Here is a 14,754-nt window from a genome sequence, read left to right as displayed (position 1 = left end):
TACACCTAAACTTGGTAAACTAAGCGTATTAATCGGAGTTTATCATGACCAAGAAAATAAGAAGCTACAGTGACGAATTTAAAGCCGAGGCCGTCAAGAAGATAGCGGACAATAATGGCAATATCTCGGCTACCGCAAAGCAGCTTGGCATTGCCATGCAAACGCTATCAAATTGGCATAACAAAGCCAATCAAGGCAAGCTTGTCGGCACAGAGCAATATGATCCTGATCTTATGAGTGCTCTTCAAGAAATAAAGCAGCTTAAGCGGCAGCTTAAAGTGGCTGAAGAGGAACGCGAGATCTTAAAAAAGGCGACGGCGTACTTCGCCAAGCACAGTTAGTAAAGTACGCCTTTATCAAAGACAATCATCAGATATTTAGCATCACTACTATGTGCCGTGTATTGAGCGTTAAGCCCTCAAGCTATTACGACTGGATTAGTCGTGACATCAGTGACCAGCAGATACATCGCAACCAGTCTGAATTACTAGTTAAAGCGGCTCACAGTGAAACGAAAGAACGTTATGGCGTAGATCGATTGCATGCTCATCTAAGCGAGCAAGGCCACAACATTAGCCTGTATATGGTAAGAAGCATCAAAGAGCAGCACGGCATTAAATGTCGTCGTCATAAGCGCTTTAAAGTGACCACCGACTCTAATCACAACAAGCTGGTCTATCCGAATGTGCTGCATCAGCAGTTTGATGCTAAGCGCCCTAATGAGTCTTGGGTAAGCGATATTACTTATATCTGGACAAATGAGGGCTGGCTGTACTTAGCAGGAGTCAAAGACTTATACACCAAAGAGCTGGTCGGCTATGCTATCAACAAACGCATGACTGCTGACTTAGTTTGCAAAGCACTAAGTATGGCAATCAAAAACAAACGGCCTAATAAAGGATTAATTGTGCACTCAGACAGAGGTAGTCAATACTGTAGCCATGCGTATCATAAGATCATTAAACAGCACCAGTTTATAGGCTCAATGAGTGGCAAAGGTAATTGCTTTGATAACGCACCCATAGAAAGCTTCTGGGGCATATTGAAGAATGAGCTGGTATATCATAAGGATTATAAAACTAGATTTGCCGCCATTACCGATATCATTAGATACATCGAGCTATATTACAACCAGACTAGGATTCAAAAGGGCTTGAGCTATAAATCGCCAAGACAGGTATGGTTTCATTATTATCGTCAAGCTGCGTAATTAAAATCTCCCAAGTTTGGTTCTACGGATTTGACGGCAGGGGTCATTTTAGCCGCTGATTAAAAAAAGAGGTATGGAAGCATGTGTACTCAGCTGTCTGAGGGGTCTGTCAACGAATATGCCATTTTAGATGCCACCATAGTTAAAGCCTATCAACACAGTGCTGGAAAAAAGGGATCAAGCCATTGGACGCAGCAAAGGTGGACTGACGACCAAAATACATACTCGAACAGATGCGCTAGGTAATCCTACTGGCTTTTATCTAACCGGTGGCGCGGCTCATGACCTGTGTGGCTCAGATAAGCTATTAGATGTCAGTATCACTCAGACATGGCTTGCCGATAAGGCTTACGATGCGGATGCCCGCGTTATTGAACCGATTGAAGCCGTACAAGGCCATGTAGTCATACCATCTAAGTGTCATAGGCTGCAGCCAAGAGACTTCGATAAAGAACTTTATAAAGAGCGGCATCTGATCGAGAACTTCTTTGCCAAGATTAAGCAGTACCGTGCAATTGCTACTCGCTGTGATAAGTTAGCCAGTTATTTCCTCAGTGCAATTCATCTGGTTTCTTGTGTCATTTGACTTAATTGGACACGCCCTAGTTTTTTTCAAGCTTTTTACTTGACCAATGCTATCAGGCAGTATACTTAATTGGTTATCCTCAACATTAATATATTCTAAATTTATTAGCTGGCCAATACTTTCTGGAAGCGTCTTAATTTTATTAGTTCTTAATCTAAGTAACATCAATTTTTTTCATTTGACTAATACTTTCAGGTAGTACATTTAATACATTATGGTTAAGATCCAAATATTGTAGGTTTGCTAGATCACCAATACTTTCTGGAAGACTCTTAAGTTTATTACTTTGTAAATCAAGTTCTTCCAAGTTTCTTAATTTTCTAATGTTATCAGGTAGCGTGCTTAACGCGTTATCGTTAAGACCTAAATCTTTTAGGTTTGCAAGATCACCAATACTTTCTGGAATTGACTTAAGTTTATTATTTCCTAAGCCAAGTGCCATCAATTTTTTCATTTGACCGATACTATCAGGTAGCGTGTTTAACGTATTATAGTCAAGCCTCAAACATTCGAGGGTTACAAGATCAGTAATATTTTCTGGTAATGTCTTAAGCTTATTGTCTTCTAAATAAATTCGTTTCAATTTTCTTAATTTGTTAATGCTATCGGGTAGTGTGTTTAACGCATTTTGGCTAATATTCAAGTATAGTAGGTTTGCTAGATTAGCAATACTTTCTGGAAAAATCTTAAGTTTATTACTTTCTAAATCAAGTGTTTTAAGTTTCTTAATTTGCCAATGCTATCAGGTAATGTAGTTAACGCATTATAGTCAAGACTCAGATATTCTAGATTTATAAGATTCCCAATATTTTCTGGAAGTGCCTTAAGTTTGTTACTGTTTAAATTTAGCTTCTTCAAGCTTTTTATTTGACCAATGCTATCAGGTAGCGTATTTAACGCATTACAGTCAAGTCTCAGATATTCTAAGTTTGCAAGATCACTGATACTTTCTGGAAGAGTCTCAAATTTATTACCTTCTAAATCAAGTTGTTTTAAGTTTTTTAATTTTTTAATACCACGAGGTAGCGTGTTCAATACGTTTTCGTAAAGAATTAAATCTTCTAGGTTTACAAGATCACCAATACTTTCTGGAAGTGTCTCAAGTTTATTGCCGCCTAAATTTAATATTTGAGATTAATAAGATTAGTAAGGTTTTTAGGTAGTTTCTTAAGTGATATAGCACTTAAATGTAGTTCTTCTAAATTAATAAGTTTATCCATACTCTCTGGCAGTGCATCCATATCACAATTGTAACTAAGATCGAGGCTTTTTAGGTTTTTTAAATTACCTATGGATTGTGGTACTTTAGTGATACTTTTTTCAATTAACGATAATTCAGTCAAAGAAGATAAAGCATTAGCGTCACGAGGCAGCTGTTCTTCTGAGAGTCCAAATTTATCTGCCCACACCCAAATTTCTTCCATCCATGGTTTAATTGCTAGGTTTTTTGGTTGTCATCGCAATTTTCCTAAGTAGTTAGCTATACAGCTTGAAGTATCGACTATGATTTTTTAACGCTGGCGAGCATAATTTAAACGCTCAATAATATATTGGTAAAATCCTTTTTAAAAAATAAGTTTAAACTTTATTGATTATAAATAATTGATTTCATACTAATATCTCTTATATCAATTCATATTGCAATGACTGCAATCTAAATACACGACAAATGGTGTCGCAGGGATGAATTGTAATTATTACGTTTTTTTATAATACTGAATAGCCCGAGGTTTTCGAAGACTTGACATTCTGATAGAGTATGTTTATAAAAAGACAAGGAGACACTTCTGAGGTTATGAGCTATTCTAAAAAAATTATAACAAAATTTGGTAAGTTAGGTGCATCAACAGAAGTTTATTATGATTAAGAAAGTAAGAGTCTACAGTGCAGCTTTAAAAGCTGAAGCTGTGTAAAAAATAGTAGATAATAATGATGATATTTCAGTGAGTGCAAATCAGCGAGGCATAGTAGTGCAGACCTTATTTAACTGGTAGAACAAAGCTGATGAAGGCAAGCTTAGCGGCAATAAGCCTTATGACCCTAAAAGCATAGTTATTATAGAAGAGGATAAATATTTTAAAAGCGATATCAAGGTTGCTCAGGAGGATCGAGACATTATAAATGAGGAGGGATAGAGCGAAGCACTGCTTCGTTCCTACGCAAGACAAGAGCTGTGCTCGCAGTGGGGCTAGAATTCAAAAGAATTTAGGCTATAGTTAGTGGGCTTTCAAAAGTCCTGCTAATCGAAATCCTCCAAGTTTAGGTATATGGATTTGATAGCAGGGGTCATCACTGTTCGAAAAAAAGCTATTTACCAAAAATAGCAGGTAACCGTTTTATTTTTAGAGTCGTATCCGGCCCCTCTTTTTTCCATTTCACCCCAGTATTCCATGGTTCGAGTTTTAAAATTCGGCATAATGGTAGGTACAGTCGCAGTCGATGCAAACTTTAAAACGTTTTCACCACCTGATGATTCAGGTATAAAACTGAATGTATACTCCTCTAGAGGCTGACCGCGGTAGGTAACGCCTTTATTGAAAATAACTCGATATTCAGTGTATGGTTCACCTTTTTTCATTTTTACATCTTTTATCATATTTTGATATTCCGATAACCACTGCGCCTTTGGCTTTACGAAATTGTCATAGGCTCTTTGACCTCTAATACTGTCTATAAATGCTGTGTCTTTAGCAGCAATTTTTATAAGGCGGTTTTTCACCAGTACAAGCGTCTTCCATCCAGCCAAACACATGAACCATATCATTGCTTTTGTAGCTGCTGATACTTTTAGAAGAGCTAGGGGCAGCTAGGGTAGTTGTAGATAGTAAAGCTGCGGTCGCTAATAGAGCCAAAGAAGTTATAGATATAGATTTCATAGTCTCTCCAATAAATAAATTTAGATTATTCAGGTACATAGTAAGGAACGCATTATAGCCAATAACTGTTAGGACATACTGCTAATAAACTCATAAGGAACACAGAAAGCAGCATCTTTCTTAATGTATTTGAAACATTGTAAAACATCAGAAAAGTTAGGATTTTTCTTTTCATAACGACTTTCTATTTCTTTATCCGAGATTTTTTTAAATGTTTTATAATGCAAATTTATAATTTCAGCTGCCTTACCATTGATTGAAATGCTTTCTTTTAAATTCTGGACGTTTCCGTTTTTATCAAAATCAAACGTCGCATTATTGACGGTGCGGTAAGTACTACAATTAGGCAATTTAAAATTTAGTTGGCTAATTGCATAACTCATACTTCCTCCTACTGCACCATCGTAAGTACAAGCTTTTACGATAGCCTTCTTCTTACTAATAGAGTCAACGGTGGTGCATTTGGTACTGCCATTGACATCACCCATGCCTGCAATAGCGCTAATAGAAAGTAATAACAATGGAGTAACCATCAGTGTTTTTGTGAGCTTCATAAATATATCCTTTTTTGAGTTTTAATTTCAGTCAAAGTAAATGAGTGCCTTGCTGATAAGTTGATTATAGCGTCTGAAATACTGGTTATTTTTTTAACCGACGAACGGTTGCTAATCGAATTTGAACTCCTAAGCATATCCCCGTTTTTAGTAGTTAAGGCTATTAGTCGGTTTCAGAGATTAAGAGGTTAAGAATAAGATACTAAAGAAAAATCCAAAACCCCAGCTTTGGGCTCATTACCTAATAAAACCCTAAAAAATAATGATCTCTTAGAGCTATATAAATTATGGCTTTAAGAGGTTTTTTTTGCTTAAAATAATCTGAAAGGTTTAAAGTTTATAGCCATTCTCCAATTTTGAGCACCACGACATTAAAGTGTTTGACACCTAAGTAATTATTGGATAACATGAATTTTATTCACTAATTATTAGTTAAAAATGAAAAATATTAACTTTAAGCCAAGGCAAAACTCATAGTTCCAGGTAAAAGTAACTTACTTGTACATCGTTATGCTGAGACGGCTTTATCTGTTTGGCAGAGATTTAAACCTGAGGCTACCTATGTCAATATGGAATGTATTGATAAGTTCTATCGACCGCCACTTCGATTGATTGAGGGAGGAGATAATGGTTTTTATTTCTTTAATGAATTCCAAAGGATTAATCAGATTTTAAAGTTAGAAAGTGATAGTGATTATCCGTGTTTAATCACGCCTGAAAGTATTAAAGATATTCAGCAGCTGGCATGGATGGAAGTTATAAATTTAATGTTCTTGAAAGATATTCACCATCCTGATTTGTTTAAAGCGCTTAAAAGTGCTGCGCCTCAAAGTTTTATATGTCAGCTCATGGGGGTTAGGCACCTGACTGTAAAGGAGTATTGCCATTTTGCAGGTATTAGCCAGAGTAGTTATGAATATCGCCAATGTAAGTTTGCACTAGAAGATCGAGTTCTAGGTATTCCTCAAAGTATGAGCTGGTTGAGTGGTGCACCCTAATGAAGAATATGCATTTGATAACAGCGAATTACAGAGGGTTTTAGATCATTTAGTGCCACTTGATTCACCGTACTGTATAAAAGTACAAAACCTGATTATTAATACTTTTTATTAATCCAGGCTTTTGCCTACATATTGGTGCAAGCCAAGATAGATATGCCAGTATTTACATCGTCTGAATGTGAAGCTATCGCCAGGAAAGTCGTCAAAGAGAAAAAATTGAAGATTGGGCAGTCACTTATATGCTGGTCTTGTTTTACCAGAGGTATGGTCAAGCACATAGGGATGATGAAGCATGGCAGTTTATGAGTGCATATCTGCAAATAATTATTATGATTGCTATACGTAAGGATGAACACTCTGCAAAAGTCAGTCAGCTAAGTGTGCGTCTAAGGATGGGGTTGAAGCCTAATAACCCACAATCTGAGATTGTTAAAAAACTGATTGATATCCATGCTCAACATGTTTCACTGACGAATGCACTATCAGCATTACGCGTATATGAAGCTAAGATAAGAAGTGAAGAGTCAGGCAAAGTGGTTAATCAAAAGTTGGCTGGAAAAATTGGTCAAATAAGACTTGCCTATGAAGTGATTGCAGAGAACAAAGCGTTTGTGAGTAAAACCTATACCAACTCACAAAACAATAAATTTAGTAAGAACACGCTAATAAGCGATACCTTGATAGTGCTGATGAGCCACTACGAGCGACAATATTTGGCAGACACCATAAAAATGATAACGTGGCGGACGCTGAGAATATTGCTGATGATGACCCGCCTGCGCTCTTAGATAATGATTTTAAGCCTTCCAGGACAACCGCTAAATCCTCAGAGTTGCAGCAATGGAAGCTAAAAACAACTATCGACACGCCCGCCGTAACCAGTTTTATTTTCCTACCAACCTACGTCAACTAAGCCTACTGAGCTATCAGATGCTATTTGCTCGGGTGTATCGGCTTTTTTTATTTGTCAGTTATAAGCAGCGTCAGATTTATGCAGTTATAGCTATCATGCTAAGTGGTCGGAAGATCCAAGATGTGATTTATGAGTTAGAACTGGATGAAAGTCAGCGCAAGTGGTTGAATCATGAGAGCGGTTCGGCTGCTGATAGTTATGCTATTAATACTATTAACGTAACTTCAAATCGTAGAAGCCACTTATTGCCACATCGTCAAAGCCATGATAATGAATTTAAATTACCTCTGCCAGCTAGACTGCAAGCAGTTATTGAAAATAAGTTTTTGGTGGATGGCGATGAAGTGTCTGAAGTGCTGGCAAGCTTAAAAATGCAACTAGAGCTACCAGTGTTATCGAATCAGCATATTGACGCTTGTTTATATACAGTTATAAAGAACGAGTTGCAAGAGCCATTACATGCCGACATAATTACTGGGGTTGATGTGAAACACAGCTCGCCTTTGTATTACACCAGTATTGAGACGATAAGCTTAGAGAAGACCTACTACAGCGCTATATGTTTATTGACCAAATACTGTACTGCGGACAGCCAAGGTGAGCTGCGACAGCTTAATATGTCTAGCACGAAAAGTAATCGGTATAAAAAATATATCGGTAGTGACATGACTTTAAATACTGATATCTGTCAAAAGTTTTTTAATGAGCTTGATGAGGCAACCGAGAGCTACAACGGTCGATTAAAGCGGAACGTAAGCATAAAGCAGGATCGTTATATTGAGCAGTTTAATGCTTATGGTGTTTGGTTATGGCATATCATCTTTATTCAAACTGGGATTAGACCCGTAAAGCATGCGCCTGGGCTTTAAATCAATTTGACTTTAGGCAAAAACTGTTATGGGTGTCGGATAAAGAAGAGCGTCATGGACAAGGGCAGGGAAGGCTTATTCCTCTTAGTGATTTCTTAATCACGGCCATTCAGAATTATATTGAATATATCAAGCAATTTGCGGTCATGCATAATCCTATATATCCCAATGACAATTCCTATAAATAATATTTGAACTCTAGTCAGCCACTCATTCATCTTTTCAGTAAAAACCCCAAAGGATTCTCCGGTATTACGCCTAGTAAGGTCCGCTATCAGATAAAACATTTTTTTAGTCACCAAGATAACTGGCTAAGACATCAATTACGCTCACTACTCACGAATAAGTCGCCTGAGTATTTGATCTGCGCCTTATATGGTCATGAACATCCAGATCAGGAGGCTATGCATCCCATGTCGTCATTATCCATTAATGAGCTAAAAGAATTATCCGCTGACTTAGATAAAGTTGCGGTTGAGATTAACCTACGACAAGTTGAGGTGAATATATATGGATAGTGCCGTTGCTCATCAGTTAAGAGAAGAAAATAAAAGCAAGAGTCATGAGAGTATCAAAGATAAGGCAAAAGTTTTGATAGCTTCGTATGTTGATGACAATCACATACCCACAGGAACAGACCTAACTGAATACTATCAAACCATTGGTAGCATACTTGAGGTGCATTTTGATACTGCGCATAGCTATCACTTAGCCAGACAAGGATTTTTAGAATACATACGGAGTTACAACAAAGCTCATGAACTGAGTTTGGATGAACCAGTTGTGCCAGTCATAGCAGCAGGTGATCATTTAACAATATCTTATGATTGGATGGTAAATGGTGCTCAAGTAAGCCTTGCTAGCCAGCAAATGATTGAAATGTGGCAACGAAAAAGAAGGTTCTCAAACAATGATTTGATTGAGTCAGTGCTCTACTGTAGCGTGATGTATGGGGGATTGAATGACATAGATATGTTAAAAGCACTGTATCAATGGCTCCTAGGCGAACGTGAGATATATCAATTGCAGCTACCAGCAACTGATGAGTTATCAGGTTCAGGTGTCAGCAGCGGGAGTTTGGCGCTAATCTTGCTAAGTATTAATGATGATAATTACGGTTGTTCTCATACGCAAGTATATACCTCAGAGGATATGTCTGTTACAAGCTTACAGCGCTATGTAGAGTACATACCTGATGATATGACACTTTGCTTTTTATATGCGCTGAAAGATAAAAAGTTAAAAAAAGAAGGTGTGAAATCGTTTGAAACCATTATTAATGATATTTGTAAGAAGCTAAAACTACAGAATAAAGATAAAAGTAAACCGCATTTATCACAGTTAATAAAATACGCTGACTATCATTGGCGGCAGATGAAGGGTGCCGATATAGATGGCGCGCTGGCTATTGTTAGACAGGGCAAGATTAAAACAACGGGCTTAAACACAAATAAGCTTATTGATTATAATCAAGAGATAATTAGAGCAAACCTACCGCCGTTTACTTGGTCAGAGTTTTTGTAGCAAGTTATTCATGGTCGGAAAAAAGAAGTACCAATAGTAGGGAGTATCCAAGCTTTAGCAAGAATCTCATTAAAGAGGTTCAAGATGCCCTTAAAGGTAGTAAAGCATCCGCTATTATACAAGTAGAGCTGTTACAGCAGGAGTTAACTCAACCCAACGCTATGCGTCTTTTAGGATGGGTAAAGAGCTTACTGAATGATAGCAATAACAGGTTAGATACCATCAGTAAATATCTGGGATGTATTGGTCGGGATTGGCTGATGCTAACAATGGATGAGAATCTTGATGAATGGTCTGATGAGGACTTTGAGGCTGTATATGAGGAGATTATTCAAAGTAAGATTAAGGATGGAAGAAAGCAGTCTATTTTGAACAAAGACTCAGGCTTTGGTGAAGACAATCTAGATACGGATGATGATTTAGTTGGCTGTGCAGACGATGTGTTAAGTCAAGATAGTCTCAATGGCTTAAAGAACGAGCACGTAAAGAAAAACAAAGTTTCATATCTGGATAAGCTCAAAGATACTCAAAAATTTACTTACGGTAGACTGCGAGCTTTCCATGATTATCAGAGAGCGTACTATAATGCGCCGTTTGTGTATTTTCCGTGGGGTAATAAACGCCAAGTGGTAAATGCGAACATGATATCACCTCGGATATATCATGCGATGAAAGAGTATCTGGTCAACTTGGATTTAGACGATGAACAGAAAGCCCTTTGCTTAGTAGTGTTAAGTCTTGCGTATCGAACAGGGTTGCGAATAAAGAACTATCGGTGTTAAAGTTCGTGATATAGCTGACATCATATTGATGAGCATGGACGGACAACGAATAGAGCAGCCACAAATATGGGTAAGACCAAATCGCTATCGGAGATTGAAAAGTAGCAGCGCAAGCCGCCTTATACCCATTAACTACCTACTTAAGAAAGATGAGCTAGAACAATTTACTCAGTTATATCGTCAGCAGAAAAGATTGAAGCGTCGTTACTTGTTTTCTCAAGGTTCAGGCGATCAGCCGTTACCCAGTGTGGTTTTTAGTAATCTCATGAAGTTAATTTGGGACAGGTTGCTAGGAGAGCACGACTTCACATTTCATAGCTTTAGGCATACTGCGATTAGTCAGCTGGCGTTAGTACTAAGTAAGTCGCCATTGGCACAGGTGATGACTGATTATGATAATGAGCAGTGCGAAAAAGTCATAAAAGGCGTCCTTGGCTATCACAAGGATCAAGGCTCCTGGTTTGGGCTGGCTAGCTTTGCCGGGCATTTAACGTGCGACACAACCTTCGAGCATTATATTCATACTGCTCATCTGCTGGCAGGGGAGCGGCTGAATAATGCTTGCTTGGAGCTACCTATAACCGTTTTACAGCTAATATCAGGACTAGATTACTCCATCATTTATAGGCAAGACAAAACTGCTTATGATGCAACGACAAAGGCTGTAAAGTTAAATAAGATAAGAAAATATATTCTTAAAAAAATAGCTGTTAATAAAATACCATTATTTAAGAGTATAGATGGAGCTGATAAAAATGCTAACCAACAGCTGTTAAACGGTAATTTGAATGGATTTAATGAGTCAAATACAAATTCAATTTTCATTCATCCTAAATATGCGGACGTTATAGGTTTTCTGGAGGAATTGCAGAAGTTAAGCATAAACTCTCGAGATGAGCTGTTACCTGAAGTTGCTATTAGACATGGTATAAGTCTAAATGAATCTAAATGTTTATATCTGCGCGCTAGTGAGCTGTTCGACGATGACAGGCTATTACTAGGTAGGCCTAAAGGTAGTAAAAACCAGGAAGTAATAATTAGAGCATTAGATAGAGCATATCAGATGTCTATAAAGGATCCTGAGAAGTTGAGAATGTTTATTGAGATATTTGCACATAAACATAACTTAAATAACTCATCAATTCATTTTGGTATTAAGAAGACCCAACTGGAGAGGCTACAGAGTTTTATGCTAGTAGGTTGTCAGCTTATTGATGCCAGACATTGGCAGGTTAGGGCATATAGCGAGCAAGTTGTAATTGATGTTAAAAAAGACTTGAGTCTGAACAGCTCAATACGTGTCGGTGCTCGTGAGAGTTTTCATGGCTATGAGGTAAGGGTAGTACAGAAAAAACGTAAACACTCTGACAAAAACTTGGCTACCACTGATCACTATTATGCATCATCGGGGGTGCTAAAATATTTGGGATGCTTACTAATGGTGCTAATTAAAAACTAGGGCATGTCATCAATTAAGTCAAATGACACAAGAAACCAGATGAATTGCACTGAGGAAATAACTGGCTAACTTATCACAGCGAGTAGCAATTGCACGGTACTGCTTAATCTTGGCAAAGAAGTTCTCGATCAGATGCCGCTCTTTATAAAGTTCTTTATCGAAGTCTCTTGGCTGCAGCCTATGACACTTAGATGGTATGACTACATGGCCTTGTACGGCTTCAATCGGTTCAATAACGCGGGCATCCGCATCGTAAGCCTTATCGGCAAGCCATGTCTGAGTGATACTGACATCTAATAGCTTATCTGAGCCACACAGGTCATGAGCCGCGCCACCGGTTAGATAAAAGCCAGTAGGATTACCTAGCGCATCTGTTCGAGTATGTATTTTGGTCGTCAGTCCACCTTTGCTGCGTCCAATGGCTTGATCCCTTTTTTCCAGCACTGTGTTGATAGGCTTTAACTATGGTGGCATCTAAAATGGCATATTCGTTGACAGACCCCTCAGACAGCTGAGTACACATGCTTCCATACCTCTTTTTTTAATCAGCGGCTAAAACATGTATTAACTACTCTAAAGTCACCGAAGCGTTCAAGTAGATCACGCCAAGGAACACCATCTTATAGCGGTAAAGAACGGCTTCCACGAATAACTAGTTATCTTTTGCGATAACACCAACGTCACTGGGTTGTCTAGGTAGGATGCCTTTAATTTTCTTCTATTGGTCATCTCGCAGGGCATGTCGTCTTGTCATAGGCGTTGAGCTCAAGTTTCTAGGTATACTACAGCTTATTCTGAAATATCTCTGCTAATTGATGACACGCCCTAGATCCTTTTACAATTTTAAATGACTATTTTCTTGAATGTAACTCGTAGTAGTTATCAAGCTGACTCATCCGAATTGATCATATGAGCATTAATAAGTCTATTAGTGATGTGACAGAGCGACAAGTCATATTTTGAAGGGGCTATAACCTGATTTTTAGCTTTTTCGACCTAAAGGTTGTCATGAATAATATTGCTCTGAATGCTATAGAGCATAAGGGTTGTCACGTTGTCACGGTAAAAAAGGGTGTAGAGACAAATGATGACTATAACATCCTATCTAGTTAGATATTGTACTTGATGATCACAACGCACGCTTTATGCATCTGCTGGCATGTTACGAAAGGCTTGTTTAAGTCAAGACTAAAACTAAATTCAGATTAAACAGCAAAATTTCAGCTACTGCAAAGCAGCTCGGGATCGCCATGCAAACCTTATCTAACTGGCAGAATAAAGCCAATCAGGGCAAGCTTGTGGGCACTGAACAATACGACCCTGATCTTATGAGCGCCCTTGAAGAAGTAAAACGGCTAAAGCGCCAGCTTAAAGTTGCTGAGGAGGAGCGCGAGATATTAAAAAAGGCGACGGCGTACTTCGCCAAGCACAGCTAGTAAAGTACGCTTTTATCAAAGACAATCAGCAGATATTTAGCATCACAACTATGTGCCGTGTATTAAAGGTTAAATCATCAAGTTACTATGACTGGTCAAATCGTGACATTAGTGATCAGCAGATACATCGTAATCACTGCGAGCTACTAGTAAAAGCCGCTCATACTGAAACATATGAGCGTTATGGCGTAGATCGTCTACATGCGCATCTAAGTGATCAAGGCCATGACATCAGTCCCTACATGATTAGAAGTATTAAAGAGGAACACGGCATCAAGTGCCGTCGTCATAAGCGCTTTAAAGTCACTACTGATTCCAATCACAATAAACTGGTCTATGACAACGTGCTGAATCAGCAGTTTGACGCCAAGCGTCCCAATGAGTCTTGGGTCAGCGATATTACTTATATCTGGACAGACGAAGGTTGGCTGTACTTAGCTGGAGTCAAAGATTTATACACTAAAGAGCTTGTCGGCTACGCTATTAACAAGCGCATGACCGCAGATTTAGTATGTCGTGCGCTTAACATGGCAATTAAGAATAAACGCCCAAGCAAGGGACTAATTGTGCATTCTGATAGAGGCAGCCAGTATTGCAGTCACGCCTACCACAAGACCATTAAGCAGCATCAATTTATAGGCTCAATGGTAAGCATCCGACCATCCCATCTTTCCCTCACTTAAAAAATGCGAGATAGTGTCCACGATTAATAATCGTGGACACTAACATGACAACACAACCACCTAACAAACCCAAACGTAGAACTTACAGTGCTGAGTTTAAAGAACTTTTAGTACAAGAAGCTGAAAGTTCAGGGCGATCAATTGCCAGTATCGCTCGAGACCATGGCATCAACCAGAACCTTCTCCATAACTGGAAACGTCAGCATCACCGCAAAAAGACTCAAACTGACACATTACTTGGTGCTATAAACAGTCCTCATGATCCAAACCCGCACTTTATCCCAATCCATCTTGAGCCTGAAGTCACGCATCTACGCTCACCCTCCGTCATACAAAACATCAAACTGCAAATCACAGCTCGAGCATCTGGGGCGATAAGCCTCAACATTGCCCAAATAGACACTCAAAGCTTGATTGACCTACTACGAGGACTGCAATGATACCCATCACTCACATCTGGCTATCCACCACGCCCATGGACATGCGATGTGGTAGTGGCAAACTACTGGCCCACATCATCACCGAACACCAAAGCATTCGCCCTCACTGTGCCTACCTGTTTTACAACAAAGCAGGCACACGCCTAAAAGTATTCATTCATGACGGACTTGGGGTTTGGCTCTGTAGCCGTCAGCTAGACGACAGCAAGTTTCATGGCTTAACCAAACCACTCACCACCACTCAAACTGGCATCAGCATCAACCGTGAACAATTTAATGCCTTAATCAGTGGACTGCCTTGGCGTAACATGGGCAAAGATAAATTAACCCCCATCCTATAAGTAGCAGATGACAGGCAAATAAAACTCTGGCAACATATCGCCATGACTGTTGCCAACTTATCCGACTTATCAAAAGACCC

General features: G+C 38.8%; 15 protein-coding genes and 2 pseudogenes. 11 read left to right on the top strand and 6 right to left on the bottom strand.

The window, feature by feature from the left end; all coding sequences use genetic code 11:
- Nucleotides 1–44 precede the first annotated feature (44 nt).
- Both G7Y90_RS13395 and G7Y90_RS13390 read left to right on the top strand, forming a co-directional pair.
- Nucleotides 45–1,210 (top strand): IS3 family transposase gene (locus G7Y90_RS13395; RefSeq protein WP_250162609.1). Its coding sequence is split into 2 segments (ribosomal slippage): nucleotides 45–300 and nucleotides 300–1,210, totalling 1,167 coding nucleotides; the frame shifts between segments, so codons are not numbered across the junction.
- Between the two features lie 160 nt (nucleotides 1,211–1,370).
- Nucleotides 1,371–1,796, top strand: coding sequence for an IS5 family transposase (locus G7Y90_RS13390; RefSeq protein ID WP_200663560.1), 426 nt, complete (start codon nucleotides 1,371–1,373; stop codon nucleotides 1,794–1,796).
- Nucleotides 1,797–1,950: 154 nt separating this feature from the next.
- On the opposite strand, the gene G7Y90_RS13385 is transcribed toward G7Y90_RS13390, so the two are convergent.
- From G7Y90_RS13385 to G7Y90_RS13365, 5 genes are all read right to left on the bottom strand, one after another.
- On the bottom strand, nucleotides 1,951–2,466 hold the full coding sequence (locus G7Y90_RS13385; RefSeq protein ID WP_250164002.1) for a leucine-rich repeat domain-containing protein: 516 nt from the start codon (nucleotides 2,464–2,466) through the stop codon (nucleotides 1,951–1,953).
- Between the two features lie 32 nt (nucleotides 2,467–2,498).
- Nucleotides 2,499–2,879 carry a leucine-rich repeat domain-containing protein gene (locus G7Y90_RS13380; RefSeq protein ID WP_250164001.1) on the bottom strand — a complete coding sequence of 127 codons (381 nt, stop codon included), beginning with the start codon at nucleotides 2,877–2,879 and terminating at the stop codon, nucleotides 2,499–2,501.
- Nucleotides 2,880–2,917: 38 nt separating this feature from the next.
- Entirely contained in the window at nucleotides 2,918–3,220 is a 303-nt protein-coding gene (locus G7Y90_RS13375) for a leucine-rich repeat domain-containing protein (protein WP_250162608.1), read from the bottom strand.
- Nucleotides 3,221–4,107: 887 nt separating this feature from the next.
- Complete coding sequence (locus tag G7Y90_RS13370) at nucleotides 4,108–4,542, bottom strand: hypothetical protein (protein ID WP_250162607.1); 435 nt, start codon at nucleotides 4,540–4,542, stop codon at nucleotides 4,108–4,110.
- A gap of 198 nt (nucleotides 4,543–4,740) precedes the next feature.
- Entirely contained in the window at nucleotides 4,741–5,226 is a 486-nt protein-coding gene (locus tag G7Y90_RS13365) for a hypothetical protein (RefSeq protein ID WP_250162606.1), read from the bottom strand.
- A 569-nt stretch (nucleotides 5,227–5,795) separates the two neighbouring features.
- On the opposite strand from G7Y90_RS13365, the gene G7Y90_RS13360 reads away from it, so the two are divergent.
- From G7Y90_RS13360 to G7Y90_RS13335, 6 genes are all read left to right on the top strand, one after another.
- Nucleotides 5,796–6,224, top strand: coding sequence for a hypothetical protein (locus tag G7Y90_RS13360; protein ID WP_250162605.1), 429 nt, complete (start codon nucleotides 5,796–5,798; stop codon nucleotides 6,222–6,224).
- Between the two features lie 305 nt (nucleotides 6,225–6,529).
- Nucleotides 6,530–7,015, top strand: coding sequence for a hypothetical protein (locus tag G7Y90_RS13355; RefSeq protein WP_250162604.1), 486 nt, complete (start codon nucleotides 6,530–6,532; stop codon nucleotides 7,013–7,015).
- Nucleotides 7,016–7,067: 52 nt separating this feature from the next.
- Entirely contained in the window at nucleotides 7,068–8,009 is a 942-nt protein-coding gene (locus G7Y90_RS13350) for a hypothetical protein (protein ID WP_250162603.1), read from the top strand.
- Between the two features lie 510 nt (nucleotides 8,010–8,519).
- Complete coding sequence (locus G7Y90_RS13345; RefSeq protein WP_250162602.1) at nucleotides 8,520–9,533, top strand: hypothetical protein; 1,014 nt, start codon at nucleotides 8,520–8,522, stop codon at nucleotides 9,531–9,533.
- Complete coding sequence (locus tag G7Y90_RS13340) at nucleotides 9,515–10,315, top strand: hypothetical protein (RefSeq protein ID WP_250162601.1); 801 nt, start codon at nucleotides 9,515–9,517, stop codon at nucleotides 10,313–10,315. The genes G7Y90_RS13345 and G7Y90_RS13340 overlap by 19 nt, the downstream gene beginning before the upstream one ends.
- A 34-nt stretch (nucleotides 10,316–10,349) precedes the next feature.
- Nucleotides 10,350–11,774 (top strand): site-specific integrase, encoded by a 1,425-nt coding sequence (locus G7Y90_RS13335; RefSeq protein ID WP_250162600.1) that lies wholly within the window; start codon nucleotides 10,350–10,352, stop codon nucleotides 11,772–11,774.
- Between the two features lie 18 nt (nucleotides 11,775–11,792).
- Here the strand turns inward: G7Y90_RS13335 and G7Y90_RS13330 are convergent.
- Nucleotides 11,793–12,486 (bottom strand): annotated as a pseudogene (locus G7Y90_RS13330) (IS5 family transposase).
- 496 nt (nucleotides 12,487–12,982) lie between these two features.
- On the opposite strand from G7Y90_RS13330, the pseudogene G7Y90_RS13325 reads away from it, so the two are divergent.
- The 3 genes and pseudogenes from G7Y90_RS13325 to tnpB all read left to right on the top strand — a co-directional run.
- Nucleotides 12,983–13,857 (top strand): annotated as a pseudogene (locus tag G7Y90_RS13325) (IS3 family transposase); the annotation flags it as partial.
- Between the two features lie 80 nt (nucleotides 13,858–13,937).
- Nucleotides 13,938–14,333, top strand: a complete 396-nt coding sequence (locus G7Y90_RS13320; protein ID WP_250162599.1) for a transposase — start codon at nucleotides 13,938–13,940, stop codon at nucleotides 14,331–14,333.
- Nucleotides 14,330–14,674, top strand: a complete 345-nt coding sequence (gene tnpB, locus G7Y90_RS13315) for an IS66 family insertion sequence element accessory protein TnpB (protein ID WP_250162598.1) — start codon at nucleotides 14,330–14,332, stop codon at nucleotides 14,672–14,674. Before G7Y90_RS13320 ends, tnpB begins: the two co-directional genes overlap by 4 nt.
- The last annotated feature ends 80 nt before the right edge of the window (nucleotides 14,675–14,754 follow it).

Origin of the sequence: Psychrobacter sp. WY6, from assembly GCF_018448495.1 — a bacterium.
In the GTDB taxonomy this organism is placed as follows: Bacteria; Pseudomonadota; Gammaproteobacteria; order Pseudomonadales; family Moraxellaceae; genus Psychrobacter.
This window is presented reverse-complemented; position numbering and strand designations above follow the sequence as displayed.